General features: G+C 71.8%; 14 protein-coding genes. 5 read left to right on the top strand and 9 right to left on the bottom strand.

Features of this window, described 5'->3' with window-relative positions:
• Nucleotides 1-175 precede the first annotated feature (175 nt).
• Both purN and purH read left to right on the top strand, forming a co-directional pair.
• On the top strand, nucleotides 176-796 hold the full coding sequence (gene purN / locus GA0070216_RS08255; protein ID WP_091241680.1) for a phosphoribosylglycinamide formyltransferase: 621 nt from the start codon (nucleotides 176-178) through the stop codon (nucleotides 794-796).
• A complete protein-coding gene (gene purH / locus GA0070216_RS08250) occupies nucleotides 793-2,364 on the top strand; it encodes a bifunctional phosphoribosylaminoimidazolecarboxamide formyltransferase/IMP cyclohydrolase (RefSeq protein ID WP_091241677.1) in 1,572 nt (523 codons plus the stop codon). The genes purN and purH overlap by 4 nt, the downstream gene beginning before the upstream one ends.
• Nucleotides 2,365-2,487: 123 nt before the next feature.
• On the opposite strand, the gene GA0070216_RS08245 is transcribed toward purH, so the two are convergent.
• From GA0070216_RS08245 to GA0070216_RS08225, 5 genes are all read right to left on the bottom strand, one after another.
• Nucleotides 2,488-3,525, bottom strand: coding sequence for an ABC transporter ATP-binding protein (locus GA0070216_RS08245; RefSeq protein WP_091241674.1), 1,038 nt, complete (start codon nucleotides 3,523-3,525; stop codon nucleotides 2,488-2,490).
• Complete coding sequence (locus GA0070216_RS08240; protein ID WP_091241672.1) at nucleotides 3,509-4,546, bottom strand: ABC transporter ATP-binding protein; 1,038 nt, start codon at nucleotides 4,544-4,546, stop codon at nucleotides 3,509-3,511. Before GA0070216_RS08240 ends, GA0070216_RS08245 begins: the two co-directional genes overlap by 17 nt.
• A 145-nt stretch (nucleotides 4,547-4,691) precedes the next feature.
• Entirely contained in the window at nucleotides 4,692-5,648 is a 957-nt protein-coding gene (locus GA0070216_RS08235; protein WP_091241669.1) for an ABC transporter permease, read from the bottom strand.
• 18 nt (nucleotides 5,649-5,666) lie between these two features.
• A complete protein-coding gene (locus GA0070216_RS08230) occupies nucleotides 5,667-6,605 on the bottom strand; it encodes an ABC transporter permease (protein ID WP_091241666.1) in 939 nt (312 codons plus the stop codon).
• A 151-nt stretch (nucleotides 6,606-6,756) separates the two neighbouring features.
• On the bottom strand, nucleotides 6,757-8,361 hold the full coding sequence (locus GA0070216_RS08225; RefSeq protein WP_091241663.1) for a peptide ABC transporter substrate-binding protein: 1,605 nt from the start codon (nucleotides 8,359-8,361) through the stop codon (nucleotides 6,757-6,759).
• A gap of 415 nt (nucleotides 8,362-8,776) precedes the next feature.
• Here GA0070216_RS08225 and GA0070216_RS08220 point away from each other — a divergent pair, with 415 nt between their 5' ends.
• Both GA0070216_RS08220 and GA0070216_RS08215 read left to right on the top strand, forming a co-directional pair.
• The gene (locus tag GA0070216_RS08220) at nucleotides 8,777-9,637 is read left to right on the top strand and encodes a bifunctional methylenetetrahydrofolate dehydrogenase/methenyltetrahydrofolate cyclohydrolase (RefSeq protein WP_091241660.1); all 861 of its coding nucleotides are present in this window, start codon (nucleotides 8,777-8,779) and stop codon (nucleotides 9,635-9,637) included.
• Between the two features lie 181 nt (nucleotides 9,638-9,818).
• Nucleotides 9,819-10,769 (top strand): malate dehydrogenase, encoded by a 951-nt coding sequence (locus tag GA0070216_RS08215; RefSeq protein WP_091241657.1) that lies wholly within the window; start codon nucleotides 9,819-9,821, stop codon nucleotides 10,767-10,769.
• Between the two features lie 228 nt (nucleotides 10,770-10,997).
• Here GA0070216_RS08215 and GA0070216_RS08210 read toward each other — a convergent pair whose 3' ends face one another.
• Nucleotides 10,998-11,870 carry an MBL fold metallo-hydrolase gene (locus tag GA0070216_RS08210; RefSeq protein WP_091241654.1) on the bottom strand — a complete coding sequence of 291 codons (873 nt, stop codon included), beginning with the start codon at nucleotides 11,868-11,870 and terminating at the stop codon, nucleotides 10,998-11,000.
• Between the two features lie 147 nt (nucleotides 11,871-12,017).
• On the opposite strand from GA0070216_RS08210, the gene GA0070216_RS08205 reads away from it, so the two are divergent.
• A complete protein-coding gene (locus tag GA0070216_RS08205; RefSeq protein WP_091241651.1) occupies nucleotides 12,018-13,235 on the top strand; it encodes an NADP-dependent isocitrate dehydrogenase in 1,218 nt (405 codons plus the stop codon).
• Nucleotides 13,236-13,623: 388 nt separating this feature from the next.
• Here the strand turns inward: GA0070216_RS08205 and galT are convergent, their stop codons facing one another.
• The 3 genes from galT to cysC form a co-directional block, all read right to left on the bottom strand.
• On the bottom strand, nucleotides 13,624-14,700 hold the full coding sequence (galT, locus tag GA0070216_RS08200) for a galactose-1-phosphate uridylyltransferase (RefSeq protein ID WP_091241648.1): 1,077 nt from the start codon (nucleotides 14,698-14,700) through the stop codon (nucleotides 13,624-13,626).
• A complete protein-coding gene (locus GA0070216_RS08195; protein WP_091241645.1) occupies nucleotides 14,697-15,503 on the bottom strand; it encodes a DeoR/GlpR family DNA-binding transcription regulator in 807 nt (268 codons plus the stop codon). Before GA0070216_RS08195 ends, galT begins: the two co-directional genes overlap by 4 nt.
• 102 nt (nucleotides 15,504-15,605) lie before the next feature.
• Nucleotides 15,606-17,135: an adenylyl-sulfate kinase gene (gene cysC / locus GA0070216_RS08190; RefSeq protein ID WP_091241642.1), complete on the bottom strand. Its 1,530-nt coding sequence runs from the start codon at nucleotides 17,133-17,135 to the stop codon at nucleotides 15,606-15,608.
• Between the last annotated feature and the right edge of the window lie 51 nt (nucleotides 17,136-17,186).

Here is a 17,186-nt window from a genome sequence, read left to right as displayed (position 1 = left end):
TCCTCGTTCACGTCGGTACGGCGTCCGTACCTGATCATTGGCTAGGGGTGCGGTGGCGGGCACAGCCCGGCCACCGGGCGACCGGCAGCGTACCGTGTCCGGGCGACACGCGTGATCACCCGAAACGTCGCCGCCCGCAGGATGGGCGTGCCGACCTGCCCGCTAGGGTGGCCGGGTGACCGAGCCCGCGTCCGTCGCCCGCCTCGTCGTCCTCGTCTCCGGCTCCGGCAGCAACCTCCAAGCGCTGCTGGACGCCGCCGCCGACCCCGGTTACGGGGCCCGGGTGGTGGCCGTCGGCGCCGACCGGGACGGCATCGCCGGGTTGGACCGGGCCGCCGCCGTCGGGGTGCCGACCTTCGTCGACCGGGTGAAGGACCACCCGACCCGCGCGGACTGGGACAAGGCCCTCACCGCACACGTCGCCGAGCACCGACCCGACCTGGTCATCTCCGCCGGTTTCCTGAAGCTGGTGGGGCCGCAGTTCCTGGCGGCTTTCGGCGACCGCTATCTGAACACGCACAACACGCTGCTGCCGGCGTTCCCCGGCATCCACGGTCCCCGGGACGCGCTCGCCTACGGCGTCAAGATCACCGGGGCCACCCTCTTCTTCGTCGACGCCGGGATGGACACCGGCCCGATCGTCGCGCAGGTCGCCGTGCCGGTCCGCGACGACGACGACGAGGAGGCGCTCACCGAGCGCATCAAGGAAGCCGAGCGCCGCCAGCTCGTCGAGCAGGTCGGTCGCCTGGTTCGTGCAGGTTGGACGATCACCGGAAGAAAGGTCACCGTTCCGTGAGTGCCCCGCAGGACTCCCGCCGCCCGATCAGGCGGGCACTGGTCAGCGTCTACGACAAGAGTGGTCTGGTCGAGCTGGCCCGCGCGCTGCACGAGGCCGGGGTGGAGATCGTCTCGACCGGTTCCACCGCGTCGACGATCTCCGGCGCGGGCGTGCCGGTGACCCCGGTCGAGCAGGTGACCGGCTTCCCCGAGATCCTCGACGGCCGGGTCAAGACCCTGCACCCCAAGATCCACGGGGGTCTCCTGGCCGACCTGCGTAAGGAGTCGCACGGCGCGCAGCTCGACGCGCACGGCATCGCCGGGATCGACGTCCTGGTCTCCAACCTCTACCCGTTCCAGGCCACCGTCGCCTCCGGCGCGTCCCCGGACGAGTGCGTGGAGCAGATCGACATCGGCGGGCCGGCGATGGTCCGGGCCGCCGCCAAGAACCACGCCTCGGTCGCCGTGGTGACCGACCCGGCCGCGTACCCGGCGCTGGTCGCCGCGCTGGCCGAGGGCGGTTTCACGCTGGCCCAGCGGCGGGCGCTGGCCGCCCGCGCCTTCGCCGACATCGCCGAGTACGACGTCGCGGTCGCCGACTGGTTCGCCGGCACCGCCGCCCCGGCCGAGGACGGCTGGCCGCACTTCGCCGGGCTGGCCCTGCACCGGCAGGCGACGCTGCGCTACGGCGAGAACCCGCACCAGGGCGCCGCCGTCTACGCCGACCCGGGTAGCCCGCCGGGGCTGGCCCAGGCCGAGCAGTTGCACGGCAAGGAGATGTCCTACAACAACTACGTCGACGCGGACGCCGCCTGGCGGGCCGCGAACGACTTCCCTGACCAGCCGGCGGTGGCGATCATCAAGCACGCCAACCCGTGCGGCATCGCCGTCGGCGCGGACGTCGCCGAGGCCCACCGCAAGGCCCACGCCTGCGACCCGGTCTCCGCCTTCGGCGGGGTGATCGCCGTCAACCGGCCGGTCTCGGTGGAGTTGGCCGGGCAGGTCGCGGAGATCTTCACCGAGGTGCTGGTGGCCCCGGGGTTCGAGCCCGGCGCGGTGGAGATCCTCCAGGGCAAGAAGAACATCCGGCTGCTGCGTGCCCCGGCCTTCGCCCCGCTGCCGGCCGAGTGGCGGCAGGTCACCGGCGGTGTCCTCGTGCAGCAGCGGGACCGGATCGACGCCGAGGGTGACGACCCGGCCAACTGGAAGCTGGCCACCGGCGAGGCCGCCGACGAGGCGACCCTGCGGGACCTGGTGCTGGCCTGGCGGGCGGTCCGCGCGGTGAAGAGCAACGCGATCCTGCTGGCCCGCGACGGTGCCTCGGTCGGGGTCGGGATGGGGCAGGTCAACCGGGTCGACTCGGCCCGGCTGGCGGTCAGCCGGGCCGGCGCGGAGCGCGCCCGGGGCTCCGTCGCCGCCTCCGACGCCTTCTTCCCGTTCGCCGACGGCCCCCAGATCCTGATCGACGCCGGGGTGAAGGCGATCGTCCAGCCCGGTGGCTCGATCCGCGACGAGGACACCATCGCCGCCTGCCAGCAGGCCGGCGTCACCATGTACCTGACCGGCACCCGGCACTTCTTCCACTGATCCACCCCGGCCGGGCGGGCCGCCACCGTCCGGCCCGGCGCACCACCTGCGTGATCACCTACGGCCGAGCGGCACCCGATGTGTGCTCGGCCGTAGGTGTGTGCGCGGTGCGGCGACCGGTGCTCAGACCCCGCCCGGCGGGTCGCGCAGGGCGGCGAAGTGGCAGGCGCTGGGGTGCGGGTCGGCGGGGCGGGGAACGGTCGGCGGGTCCTCCCGGGCGCAGATGTCCTCGGCCTTCCAGCAGCGGGTGCGGAAGTGGCAGCCGGACGGCGGGTCGGCCGGGCTGGGCACGTCACCGGTCAGCCGGATGATGCCGGCGTCGTCGCGGGCGTCCGGGTCGGGCACCGGCACCGCGGACAGCAGCGCCTGGGTGTACGGGTGGGTGGCCCGCTCGTAGATCTCCTCCTCGGTGCCGATCTCGACGATCCGACCCAGGTACATCACCGCCACCCGGTCGGAGATGTGCCGGACCACCGACAGGTCGTGCGCGATGAAGACGTAGGACAGCCCGAACTCGTCCTGGAGCTGCTCCAGCAGGTTGATGACCTGCGCCTGGATCGAGACGTCCAGGGCGGAGACCGGCTCGTCGCAGACGATCACCTCGGGGCGCAGGGCGAGCGCGCGGGCGATGCCGATGCGCTGCCGCTGGCCGCCGGAGAACTGGTGCGGGTAGCGGTTGACGTGCTCGGGGTTGAGCCCGACCACGTCCAGCAGCTCCTGCACCCGGCCGCGTTTGCTGCCCTTGGGTGCGGCGTCGGGGTGGATGTCGAACGGTTCGCCGATGATGTCGCCCACCGTCATCCGGGGGTTCAGCGAGGTGTACGGGTCCTGCATCACCATCTGCATGTTGCGCCGCAACCGGCGCAGCTCGCCCCCGGAGGCGGAGAGCAGGTCGCGACCCTCCAGGGTGGCCCGGCCGGAGGTCGGCGTCTCCAGTCGCATCAGCAGCCGGGCGAGGGTCGACTTGCCGCAGCCGGACTCGCCGACGATGCCGAGCGTCTCGCCCCGGTGCAGCGCGAAGCTGACCCCGTCGACGGCCCGCACCGCGCCGACCTGCCGTTGAAGGAGCACGCCCCGGGTGATCGGGAAGTGTTTGACCAGGTCGTCGACGGCGAGGATGGTCTCGCCCCGGACCTTGGCCGGGCTAGCGGGCGCGGTCATCGTGGACCTCCTGCGCGAAGTGGCACGCGCTGGTCCGGCCGTCGGCGAGGACCAGGTCGTCCGGCACCACGTCCACGCAGACCTGCCGGGCGTACGGGCAGCGGGGGTGGAACGGGCAGCCGGTGGGGATCCGCATCAGGTTCGGTGGCAGTCCCCGGATCGTGGACAGCTCCCGGCCGCGCACGTCCAGCCGGGGAATCGAGGCCAACAACCCCTTGGTGTACGGGTGGGCCGGGGCCCGGTACAGCGCGCGGACGTCGGCGTGCTCGACGATCCGGCCGGCGTACATGACGGCGATCCGGTCCGCGACGCCGGCCACCACCCCCAGGTCGTGGGTGATCAGGATCATCGCCATGTCGAGGTCGCGGCGCAGGTCGGCGAGCAGGTCCATGATCTGGGCCTGCACGGTGACGTCGAGGGCGGTGGTCGGTTCGTCGGCGATCAGCACCTTCGGGTTCAGGGCCAGCGCCATCGCGATCATCACGCGTTGCCGCATCCCGCCGGAGAACTGGTGCGGGTGGTCGCCGAGCCGCCCGGCCGCCCCGGGAATCCGGACCAGGTCCATCAACTCGACGGTCCGCCGTCGGGCGTCGGCGCGGGACATCCCGTCCCGGTGCCGTAGCGTCTCGCCGATCTGCCAGCCGACCGGGAAGACCGGGTTCAACGCCGACAGGGCGTCCTGGAAGATGATCGCGATCTCCTTGCCGCGTACCTGCCGGCGCTGCTCCTCGGGCAGGGTCAGCAGGTCCCGGCCCCGGTAGCGGATCTGACCGGAACGGATCACCGCCGGTGGGGTGTCCAGGATGCCCATGATGGCCTGGGCGGTGACCGACTTGCCGGAGCCGGACTCGCCGAGCACGGCCAGCGTCTCGCCCGGGTCCAGGTGGTAGGAGACCCCGTTGATCACCTTGGCCACCCCCTCACCGGTGCGGAACTCGACGTGCAGGTCCCGTACCTCCAGCAGGTGCCCGCCGGGTGGGGTGGGTGAGGCCGGCGTGGGCCGGACCACGGACTCGGTCACCGGATCTCCCTCTCGCTGGCGACAGCGGGGCGGGCTGCGCTCGCTCCCTGCGCGCGCGGCGTCGATCTCCTGCGCGCACCGGTCGGTCCCGCTCCTCGCGCTCGGCGGGCGGGCGTCCGGCGCGTGGTGGTGGCGGGCACGCCTGTCACCGCAGCTTCGGGTCGAAGGCGTCGCGGATGGCGTCGCCCAGCATGATGAAGGCCAGCACGGTCAGCGCGAGGAAGGCCGACGGGACGACCAGCGGGGTCGCCGACTCGCGCATGTGCACCCGGCCGGCGTCGATCTCGATGCCCCAGGAGATGGTGGGGGCCTTCAGGCCGATGCCGAGGAAGCTCAGGGTCGCCTCGGCGGCGATGAACGAACCGAGCGCGATGGTCAGCACCACGATCGCCGGGGCGAGCGCGTTGGGCAGGATGTGCCGCCACATGATCCGGCCGTTGCCCGCGCCGAGCATCCGGGCGGCAGCGACGTAGTCCTGCTCCTTGGCGGTGATCACCGAGGAGCGGACCACCCGGGCGGCGGTGGTCCAGCCGAGCACCGCCAACACGAAGATCACCGCGAACAGCCGGACCGTGTCGCTGCTGGTGCTGACCCGCTTGAGCAGCACGATCGCGGCGAGCAGCAGCGGGATGCCGAGCACGATGTCGATCACCCGGGAGAGCACCGCGTCGACCCAGCGGCCGAAGTACCCGGCCACCATCCCGACCACCAGCGCGACGGCCCCGGTGAGCAGGGCGGAGAGCGCGCCGACCAGCAGCGAGGCGCGGGCCCCGTAGACCGCCCGGGCGTACGTGTCGCAGCCCTGGAAGTCGTACCCGAAGACGGCCCCGCCGGACGCGGCGGCGTGCTGGCGGGAGAGCAGGCAGTCGCGCGGGTCGTTGGCGGTGAACAGCGACGGTACGGCGGCCATCGCGGCGACCAGCACGACGAGCACCAGGCTGATCCAGAAGACCGGTTTGTGGCGCAGGTCGCGCCAGGCGTCCCCGGCCAGGCTGCGGGGCCGCTGCGGGACGCCCACCCGGTCGGGCGTGCCCGGCTCGCCGGAGACCCCCCGCCGGGCGGCCTGGTCCTCCGTCGCCGCCACCGTCTCGAAGTCGCTCATGCCGGCACCTCGTCGCGCTCACTCATAGCGGATCCTCGGATCGAGTACGGCGTACAGGACGTCCACCACCAGGTTGGCGACGAGATAGACCACGACGAGCACGCTGACGATGCCCACCACCAGCGGTCCGTCCTCGGTGCGGATGCCCCGGAACAGGTTGAAGCCCACCCCGGGGATGTTGAACACGCCCTCGGTGATGATCGCGCCGCTCATCAGGTTGCCCAGCTCGACGCCGAGGAAGGTGATCACGGGGATGAGCGAGTTGCGCAGCACGTGCACGCCGATGATCCGTCGCCGGACCAGCCCCTTCGACCGGGCGGTGCGCACGTAGTCGGCGCGCAGGTTCTCGGCGACCGAGGTCCGGGTCAGCCGCAGCGCGGTGGCCAGCGACAGCGAGCCGAGCACGATGCCGGGCAGCAGCAGGGCGTACAGGTCGGGGTCGGCGCCGGCGGTCGGGGGGAAGAGCGGCCAGCGGACGCCGAGCAGGTACTGGGCGAGCGGGGCCAGCACGATGGTGGGGATGCCCAGCACCAGCAGGGTCAGCACCAGCGTGGCGTTGTCGAAGAGGCTGGCCCGGCGGATGCCGGCGAGCACCCCGGCGGTGACCCCGAACAGGATCGTCACGGCCATCGCGATCACGGCCAGCTTGACGGTGACCGGCCAGGCGGCGGCGAGGATGTCCCCGATCGACCGGCCGGTCAGCGACTGGCCGAGGTCACCCTGGAGCAGGTTCCTGAGGTAGTCGAAGTAGCGGTAGAAGAAGCCGCCGACGCCGGTGCGGTCGAGGTGGAACTTCTCCGTGAGGTACGCCCGCTGGGCCGGGGTGACCGGCCGCTCGCCGGCCAGCGCCTGGATCGGGTCGCCCTGGCCGGCGAACATCAGGGCGTACACGATCAGCGTGGTCCCGAAGAAGGCGAGGACCATCTGGAGCAGACGCCGCAGAACGAAGCGGAACATACTGTGCAGTCTTGCCGAAAACCGGCGGGGACGGAGGCGGGTCGGGCCACCGTCCACCGATGACCCGACCCGTTGCTCCCGCCGACGGCCCCGTTGCCGCCGACGCGCCTTCACCCGTCGGCGGCCCGCTCGCCGCCGACGCCCTCCCGGGCTAGCTGACCGCCTCGATCTTGAGCAGGTCGATGCGGTCGAAGAGGTCCATCTGGACGTTCTTCACCTTGGTCGAGTGCCCGAAGTTGTTCTGGCCGTAGCGCAGCGGGATCACCGGCAGGTCCTTGGCCAGCAGGTCCTCCGCGGCCTGGTACTTCGCGACCGCGGCCTCCTCGTTCGGGGCCTTGGCGCCCTCGGCGAGCAGCTTGTCGAACTCGGGGTTGCGGTAGCCGTAGTAGTTCGAGGAGCCGTTGGTGCTGTACAGCGGGCCCAGGTAGTTCTCCATGGACGGGTAGTCCATCACCCAGCCCATCCGGAACAGGCCCACCGGCTGCTTCGCCTTGACCTTGGTCAGCAGGTCGGCGAACTTGGGCTCGGCGGTGCCGACGCAGTCCACGCCCAGGTTGGCCTTGAGCTGGTTGCAGGTCGCGTCGATCCAGTCCTTGTGCCCGCCGTCGCCGTTGTACGACAGCTCGATCTTCTTCGGGCCGCCGGCGGCCTGGTACTTCGCCTTCGCCGCGGCCGGATCGAACTCAGCGGCCGTGCCGATGGTGTTCTCCCGGTAGCCCGCGACCACCGGCGAGACGAACGAGCGGGCCGGCCGCTGCGAGTCCTTGAAGATCGACTTGGTGATCTCGTCCCGGTCGATCGCCATCGAGATGGCCTTGCGGACCTCGGGGTTGCTGAACTCCTTCTGGAAGGTCGGGAACGCCAGCACCTGCAACGACGACGCGGGGCTCTGCCGGAACCGGTCGCCCAGGTCGGTGGCGGCGGTGGACAGGTTCTCGGTCGGGATCGTCTTGATCACGTCGAGGTTGTCCGACAGCACGTCCGCGTACGCGGCGGTGGGCTGCTGGTAGATCCGGAACTCGACCCCGCCCACCTTCGGCTGCTCGCCGGGGAAGGCGTCGTAGCGCTCCACCTCGACCTTGGCGTCGTGCTGCCAGGAGCCCTTCATCCGGAACGGGCCCTGCCCGATCGGGGCCTGCTCGTAGCCCTCCTTCAGCGTGCCGGGCCCGGAGAAGGCGGCCTTCGGCAGCGGATAGAAGGCGGTGTACCCGAGCATCGTCTTGAACTCGCTGTACGGCTCGGTCAGCGTCACGGTGAAGGTCAGGTCGTCGACCTTCTTCAGCCCCGACAACCGCTCGGCGGCCGGCTTGTCGCCCTGGAGGTCGGCGTACCCGGCGATCTTCTCGAAGAAGTAGCTGGAGTTCTGCCCGTGGGGGGCGTACGCGCCGTAGTTCCAGGCGTCGAGGTAGTTGTCGGCGGTGACCTTCTCGCCGTTGTGGAAGGTGTAGCCGTCCTTGAGCTTGACCGTCCAGACCTTGTTGTCCGACGAGGTGACGGACTCGGCGGCCACCTCGTAGGGCTTGTTGGCCTCGTCGTAGTCGACCAGCGGGCTGAACAGGGCGGCGAGCACCTGCGAACCGCTGGTTTCGTTGGTGTTGGTCGGCACCAGGTGCTGCGGCTCGGCGATCTCGATCCGCACGGCCGCATTGGGGTCGGACTGACCGGTTCCGCTGCCGCCGCCCGAGCCGCAGGCCGCCAGGCCCAGGGTCACCGCGAGCGGGAGAGCGGTCCAGGCAGCAAGCCTGCGCACACGCATGGGGGTCTCCTCATCTCATCACGTAGCGCAGCCGAACCCGGCGCTGGGTGACTCTGCGCAACGTTCGGCAACGGTAGGTCAGGATCGGCCCGGCGACAACGGAAGCGTTGCGAACGGATAACGGATCACCGTCGACGGCCTTGTCGTCGGCCTGTCTGCCTGGTAGGGAGGGTGGTTGTTCTTGCTGCTCAGATTCCGTGTGGGAGCGAGTGGATCGGGGGCCGGTGGGCCGGGTCGACCAGTCCGGGAGGTTGGTTGCCGCCCGTCCGGTCCGTGGTCGGCAGGGGTTGGTCGTCCCGCCCGGCGAGTGGCCCGATCCACATTCGGTAACTCAAAGTGACCAACTGCACGTAACGGAAAGTGACGCTTCCCCCGTCGGCGGTCCGCCGTCCATCGGCCGTGAGACGATCTGGTCGTGACGGCGATCATCCTGGACGGCAAGGCGACCGCGGCCAAGATCAAGGACGAGCTGCGGGTACGGGTCAAGGCGCTGGCGGAGCGAGGTGTCACCCCCGGCCTGGGCACCGTCCTGGTCGGCGCGGACCCCGGCTCGGAGGCGTACGTCAACGGCAAGCACCGCGACTGCGCAGAGGTGGGCATCGCCTCGATCCGCCGGGAGTTGCCCGCCGACGCCACCCAGCAGCAGCTCGACGACGTGCTCACCGAGTTGAACGCCGACCCGGGCTGCCACGGCTACATCGTCCAGCTGCCGCTCCCGGGGCACCTGGACACCCAGCGGGCCCTGGAGATGATCGACCCGGACAAGGACGCCGACGGGCTGCACCCGGTGAACCTGGGTCGGCTGGTGCTCGGCTACGACGGTCCGCTGCCCTGCACCCCGCGCGGCATCGTCGAGCTGCTCCGCCGGTACGACGTGCCGCTGCGCGGCGCCAACGTCGCCCTCGTCGGCCGGGGCAACACCGTCGGGCGACCGCTCGGCCTGCTGCTCAACCGGCGCAGCGAGAACGCCACCGTCACCCTCTGCCACACCGGCACCCTCGACCTGGCCGCGCACACCCGCGCCGCCGACATCGTCATCGTCGCCGCCGGGGTGCCCGGCCTGCTCACCGCCGACATGGTCACCCCGGACACCACCGTGGTGGACGTCGGCATCACCCGGGTGATCGGCGACGACGGCAAGGGCCGGTACACCGGCGACGTGGACCCGGAGGTGGCCCAGGTCGCCGCCCGGCTGGCGCCGATGCCGGGCGGCGTCGGGCCGATGACCCGGGCCATGCTGCTCACCAACGTCGTCGAACGCGCCGAGCGAGGCTGATCACCCCTGCTCGGCGACGGTGTCCCGGGGCAGGGGCCGTCGGCACTCGCGCCACCGGCCGGGAACCGGGCGGTGGTGACGTTGGCCCCATCCCGGGGATGGTCGCCGCCCCTGGCCCGAACGGTGCCGCGATGACTGTTACGGTCGGGAAAACCGACTGGTAGCAGGGAGTGGGACGACCATGGGTAAGAAGGTCACTGTCGTCGGGGCCGGGTTCTACGGCTCCACCACCGCACAGCGCCTGGCCGAGTACGACGTCTTCGACACCGTCGTGATCACCGACATCGTGGAGGGCAAGCCGGCGGGTCTCGCGCTGGACCTCAACCAGTCCCGGGCGGTCGAGGGCTTCGAGACCAAGGTCGTCGGTGCCACCACCGGCCCCAACGGCGAGGGCTACGAGGCCATCGAGGGCTCGGACGTCGTGGTGATCACCGCTGGTCTGCCCCGTAAGCCGGGCATGAGCCGGATGGACCTGCTGGAGACCAACGCCAAGATCGTGCGTCAGGTCGCCGAGAACGTCGCCAAGTACGCCCCGAACGCCGTCGTCATCGTGGTGTCCAACCCGCTCGACGAGATGACCGCGCTGGCCCAGCTCGCCACCCAGTTCCCCAAGAACCGGGTGCTCGGCCAGGCCGGCATGCTGGACACCGCCCGGTTCACCAACTTCGTCGCCGAGGCCCTGGAGGTGCCGGTCAAGTCGGTCAAGACGCTGACCCTGGGCTCGCACGGCGACACCATGGTCCCGGTGCCGTCGCAGAGCACCGTCAACGGCAAGCCGCTGCGCGACGCGATGCCGGCCGCGCAGATCGAGGAACTGGTCGTCAAGACCCGCAACGGTGGTGCCGAGGTCGTCGCGCTGCTTAAGACCGGTTCGGCGTACTACGCCCCGTCCGCCGCCGCCGCGCGGATGGCCCGGGCCGTGGCCGAGGATTCCGGCGCGGTCATGCCGGTCTGTGCCTGGGTCGACGGCGAGTTCGGCATCTCCGGGGTCTACCTGGGCGTCGAGGCCGAGATCGGCGCCGAGGGCGTCAAGCGGGTCGTCGAGACCGAGTTGGACGCCGACGAGCTGGCCAGCCTCAAGGCGGCCGCCGAGGCCGTCCGCGCCAAGCAGGCCGACGTAGCCAGCATGTGACCACCTGAAACACCCACCCTGAGGGGCGGGCCGGCTCCCGCCGGCCCGCCCCTCAGCCGTCCCACCCCCACCCCTGCCCTCCACTCCCACCCTCAGCCCCGCTCCGCCCGCTCCGCCCGCTCCGCCCGCTCCGCCCGCTCCGCCCGCTCCGCCCGCTCCGCCCGCTCCGCTCCGGTGATCAAGAGGTTTAGGTCACGCCGAGGCGGTTTTTTGACCTAAACCTCTTGATCACCGGGGCGGGCCGGGGCTGAAGGCGGGGCTGGGGCTGAAGGCGGGGGCGGGGGCGGGTGGGTGGGGGGTGAAGGGGGTGGACAGGTGGGGGGTGGCGAGGAGGGTGGGGGGAGGGGTGGTACCGGCGAGGTCGCGCAGCAGGGTGGTGCGGGAGTGGCGGGCGGTGGCCGGGTCCACCTCGTGGGCGTACGCCAGTTCCGGGTCGATCAGTTGCACCACGTGCACCAGCAGGTCGCCGGTGAACAGGACCCGCTCGTCGCCGGTGTCGACCAGCACGCACTGGTGGCCGGGGGTGTGCCCGGGAGCGGGCAGCAGTCGTACCCCCGGGGTGAGGGTGGTGTCGCCGTCGACGACCCGGAGTTGGCCGGCGGCGCGCAACGGCGCGATCAGGCCGGCCGGCAGTTCGGGGTTGATGCTCTCCACGGCGGCCAGTTCGGCCCGCTGGAGCAGGTAGGTCGCGTTGCGGAAGTAGGGGCGGCCCGGGGTGCCGGTCACCGCCCAGCCGATGTGGTCGCTGTGCAGGTGGGTGAGGACGACGGTGTGCACGTCGGCCGGGTCGATGCCGGCGGCGGCCAGCTCGGCCGGCAACCGGCCCGGCACCGGCGCCCAGCTCGCGGCGGGGGAGTCGGCCGGCCCGATGCCGGCGTCGATCAGGGTCACCGGCCCGTCCCCGACGCGCAGGGCGAAGGCGCGGAACGGCAGCCACCAGCCGCCGTCGGCGGTCACCGAGTCGGGTTCCCGCCGGTCCGCCTCGCGCCAGTGTGCGGCGGTGGCTGCGGGAAACGCCTCCGCGCGAGGCTGGAAGAACGGTCCCTCACCGTCGGTGAGGGCGGTGACCGTGATAGACCCGAGGGTGCGGCTGAGCGGCATCCGGCGATCCTGTCAGGTGTCCGCTGCGGTCCGCCCGGTGTTTCTGCCGGCCGAGGGGCCCGGGTCGAGGCCGGCTCGGTGCCGTCGACCGGTTTCCAGTACGCTCGTACTGCTAGAGCACGTGTCCCCCGAGAGGAGCGCCGGCCGATGGCGAAGATCAAGGTAAACAACCCGGTCGTGGAGCTCGACGGCGACGAGATGACCCGGATCATCTGGAAGCAGATCCGGGAGCAGTTGATCCTGCCCTACCTCGACGTCGACCTGCACTACTACGACCTGTCGATCCAGCACCGGGATGCCACCGACGACCAGGTGACCATCGACGCCGCGAATGCCATCAAGGAGCACGGCGTCGGCGTCAAGTGCGCGACCATCACCCCGGACGAGGCCCGGGTGGAGGAGTTCGGCCTCAAGAAGATGTGGCGGTCGCCGAACGGCACCATCCGCAACATCCTCGGCGGCGTGGTCTTCCGCGAGCCGATCATCATGTCGAACGTGCCGCGGCTGGTCCCCGGCTGGACCAAGCCGATCATCATCGGCCGGCACGCCCACGGTGACCAGTACAAGGCCACCGACTTCGTGGTGCCCGGTCCGGGCACCGTGACGATCAGCTACACCCCGGCCGACGGCGGCGCCCCGATGGAGCTGGAGGTCGCCAACTTCCCCGGCGGCGGCATCGCCATGGGCATGTACAACTACGACGAGTCGATCCGGGACTTCGCCCGCGCCTCGTTCCGGTACGGCCTGGACCGGGGCTACCCGGTCTACCTGTCCACCAAGAACACCATCCTCAAGGCGTACGACGGCCGGTTCAAGGACCTCTTCGCCGAGGTGTTCGAGGCCGAGTTCAAGGACGAGTTCGCCGCCGCCGGCATCACCTACGAGCACCGGCTGATCGACGACATGGTCGCCGCCGCGCTCAAGTGGGAGGGCGGCTACGTCTGGGCCTGCAAGAACTACGACGGTGACGTGCAGTCCGACACCGTCGCGCAGGGCTTCGGCTCGCTCGGCCTGATGACCTCGGTGCTGCTCTCCCCGGACGGTCGTACCGTCGAGGCGGAGGCCGCACACGGCACGGTCACCCGGCACTACCGGCAGTACCAGAAGGGCGAGAAGACCTCGACCAACCCGATCGCCTCGATCTACGCCTGGACCCGGGGCCTGGCCCACCGGGGCAAGCTGGACGGCACCCCGGCGGTCACCGAGTTCGCCGACACCCTGGAGCAGGTCATCGTCGACACCGTCGAGGCCGGCCAGATGACCAAGGACCTCGCGCTGCTCATCTCGCGGGACGCCCCGTGGCAGAGCACCGACGAGTTCATGAACACCCTCGACGAGAATCTGGCCCGCAAGCTCGGCGCCTGATCTCTCACCCCGCACCCTCGGAACCCGTCGGCGGACCGCCGGCGGGTTCCGTCGTACCCGGCCGGCGGGCGCGTACCGGCGTCACCCGGAGGCGCCACCCGTCCGGGTGACGCCGGCGTCACCGGCCGGGAAAAGGGTCGTTGAGCCGGGTGGACGTGGTGCCAGTCGCGTCCAGGGAGCACGTCGATCGCGGCACGGCACCGGTGCCGATCGGCCAGCCTCCCCGGCTGTCGAGCACAGCCAGTCGTCCCTTCCCCGCCGGGGCCCGGTCCCGGGCCCCCGCGTCCTGCTGTCCGGGGTCCGGCGACACGCAGCAGGGGTGCGGGTCAGCCGGCCCGCAGGGATGCGGGTCAGCCGGCGGGCCAGGAGTGCGGGTCAGGAGTGCGGGTCAGCCGGCGCGCAGGAGTTCGGCGGCGCGCTCGGGGGCGATGTCGTTGATGAAGACCCCCATGCCCGACTCGGAGCCGGCCAGGTACTTCAACTTGTCCTTCGCCCGGCGGACGGTGAACAGTTGGAGATGCAGGTGGCCCAGCTCCCGGTCGATCCGCACCGGTGCCTGGTGCCAGGCCGCGATGTACGGCATGGGCAGGTCGAACAGCCCGTCGAAGCGGCGCAGCACGTCCAGGTAGAGCGGGCCGAACGCGTCCCGTTCGGCGTCGTCGAGCGCCGGGATGTCCGGCACCGGCCGGTGCGGCGCGACGTGTACCTCGAACGGCCAGCGGGCCGCCGCCGGCACGTACGCCGTCCAGTGGTCGTTGGCCGCGACCACCCGGTCGCCGGCGGCGCGTTCGGCGGCGAGCACGTCGGCGTAGAGGTTGCCCCCGCCGGTGCGCTCCGCGTGCCGGCGGGCCGCCGCCAGCAGCGACCGGGTACGTGGCGTGACGAACGGGTAGGCGTAGATCTGGCCGTGCGGGTGGTGCAGGGTCACCCCGATCTCCACCCCCCGGTTCTCGAAGCAGAACACCTGCTCCACCCCGGGCAGCGCGCCGACCGCCGTGGTCCGGTCGGCCAGCGCGTCCAGCACCAGCCGGACCCGACGGGGGGAGAGGCTGGCGAAGGACGCCTGGTGGTCGTCGGTGAAGCAGACCACCTCGCAGCGGCCCTGGCCGGGGCGGACCGGGGTGAACGGGGTGATCTCAGCCGGCTCGTCGGCGATCCGCTGGCTCAGCGAGGGGAACCGGTTCTCGAAGACCGCCACGTCGTAGTCGGGCGCGGGGATCTCGCTGTGCCGGTCGCCCCGGGACGGGCAGAGCGGGCACTGGTCGGCCGGCGGGAGGAAGGTCCGGGTCTGCCGGTGCACCGCCACCGCCACCCACTCGTCGGTGAGCGGGTCGTACCGCAGCTGGGAGGCCGGCGGCGGCGGGGGAAGTTCCCGCTGGTCCGGTTGGTCCCGGACCGCGTCGTCCCGCTCGTCGAAGTAGATCAGCTCGCGGCCGTCGGCCAACTCGATCGCCGTACGCTTCACCGCGTCGTCTCCTGCCCGGTCGCCCGGCCCGTGCCTGTCACGATCACCAGCTCGCCCACCTTCTCGTCGATCACCCGGCGCGCCTCGGGGGCCAACCGGTCGTCGCTGACCAGCACGTCGGCGGCGCCCAGGCCGACGATGGAGGAGATGCCCACGGTGCCCCACTTGGTGTGGTCGGCGAGGACGACCAGCCGGTCGGCGGCCTCCACCAGGGCCCGGTCGGTCTCCGCCTCCATCAGGTTGGGGGTGGTGAAACCGGCCCGCTCGGTGATCCCGTGGACGCCGAGGAAGAGCAGGTCCAGGTGGAGCGATTGGATGGCCTCCACGGCCAGCGGGCCGACCAGCGCGTCGGACGGGGTGCGCACCCCGCCGGTCAGCACCACGGTCTGGTCGGGGCGGCCGGCGGTGTGCAGGATCTCGGCCACCGGCAGCGAGTTGGTCACCACGGTCAGCCCGGCGACGTCGACCAGGCGGCGGGCCAGCTCGGCGGTGGTGGTGCCGGCGGAGAGCGCGATCGCCGCACCGGGCCGGACCAGTTCGGCGGCGTGGCCGGCGATGGCGGCCTTCTCGGCGGACTGCCGAACGGACTTGGCGTGGAAGCCCGGCTCGTCGGTCGAGCCGGGACCGGTGGCGGTCGCCCCACCATGTACCTTGGCCAACAGCCCCTGGTCGTGCAGCGTGTCCAGGTCACGCCGGATGGTCATGTCGGAGACGCCGAACTCGGCGGCCAGTTCGGTCACCCGTACGCCACCGGCGGTCCGGACCCGGTCGAGGATCGTCGCCTGTCGCTGCCGCGCCAGCATCCGCCCTGCCTCCCGGTCCACACACCTGCACGCGCTCGAACGTGTTCAAACAAGATTGAACACTAGCGCGCAGCGGGCAGCGGCGGAAGTGGAACCCCGAGGTCAGGCGGACGGCAGGCGGGGCTCCACCCAACCGGTCTCGGTGAGGTGGTTCATCACCACCTGCACGGCCTCCTCGATGCTCTGGTCGGTGGTGTCGACCACCAGGTCCGCATCGGTCGGCGTCTCGTACGGGTCGTCGATGCCGGTCATCCCGGTGAGCAGACCGGCGCGGGCACGGGCGTAGAGGCCCTTGCGGTCGCGCTGCTCACAGACCTCCAACGGGGTGGCCACGTGCACCAGCAGGAAGCCCGCCCCGGCGGAGCGGGCCATCTCGCGGACGGCGGCCCGCGCCTGGGCGTACGGGGCGATCGGGCAGCAGATGCCCACCCCCCGGTGCCGGGCGATCTCGGCCGCCACCCAACCGATCCGCCGGACGTTGGCGTCCCGGTCGGCCCGGCTGAAGGTCAACCCGGCCGACAACTCCCGGCGCACCACGTCGCCGTCGAGCAGGGTGATCGTGCGCTCGCCCTGCTCCCGCAGCAGATCGGCCAGCCCTCGGGCGATGGTCGACTTGCCGGAACCGGAGAGCCCGGTCAGGAAGACCACCAGCCCCCGGTGCCGGCGCGGCGGGCGGGCCCGACTGAGTTCCTTGGCCACCGCCGGCGGGGTGTGCCACTCGGGCAGCGGGAACCCCCGGTCGAGCAGGTCGTCGATCTCCGCCTCGCTCAGCGCCAGCTTGCGGTTGCGCGGCGGGATGTCGTCCCGCCAACGCCACTGGCCGTCCCGGCTGTCGTAGGCCAGTTCGCGGGGGACGAGCACCCGCAGCCCGGCGCCGGAGAGCATGCCGCCGGTGGAGAGCAGGTGGGTCACTCCGTACGCGGCGGAGATCCGGGCCCGCAGCAGGGCGTCGCTGATCTCGTCGGTGCGCCGCGGCAGCGGCACCGCGACCAGGGTCGCCGGGGGCATCCGGTCCCGGGCGGCGAAGACGCTGCGGACCAGGGCCTCGGTGGGCAGCCCGCCGGCGCCGTCCTCACCGACCGGGATCATCACCAGCAGATGGGCACCGAGGGTACGGGCGGCGTGCGCGATCTGCGCCAGCTGCGGCCGGTGCAGCGGCCGGTCGGCGATCACCCCGAGCACCCGGCCCGGGGGCAGCAGCGGTCGGATCTCCTCCGGGCCCCGACGCAACCGCTGGAACGGGCCGTGCCCGCCGTCGCCGAGCCGGCGGACCGGGCCGCCCAGCCCGGCCACCCCCTCGCGGACCGGCCAGACGTCGGTCACCTCCAGGGCGGCCACCGGGGCGCCCTCGCCGTCGGTGAGCACCAGCGTCCGGCGGGCCGGATCGGCCGGGTCCAGGCCGTCGGCGACCGGGGTGGGCACCTGGAGGGTCACCGGGACCGGCCAGGAGGTGCCGTCGGCCAGTCGACCCCGACGCGACAACGAGGCCAGGTCGGCGCGGGTCATGAAGCCGGCCAGCGGGGTGTACGCCCCACTCAGCAGCAACTCCAGATCGGCCAGCTCACCGGGGCGCGGCGCGTACGCGGGGGCATCCCGCAACACGTCCTCGGGCAGCACCCAACTGTTGCTCATCGTTACCCCTCACTCGCCGACCGGCTCACAGTTTCTCAGCCGACCGGCGAT

The organism is Micromonospora matsumotoense (assembly GCF_900091525.1).
Classification (GTDB): domain Bacteria; phylum Actinomycetota; class Actinomycetes; order Mycobacteriales; family Micromonosporaceae; genus Micromonospora; species Micromonospora matsumotoensis.
This window is presented reverse-complemented; position numbering and strand designations above follow the sequence as displayed.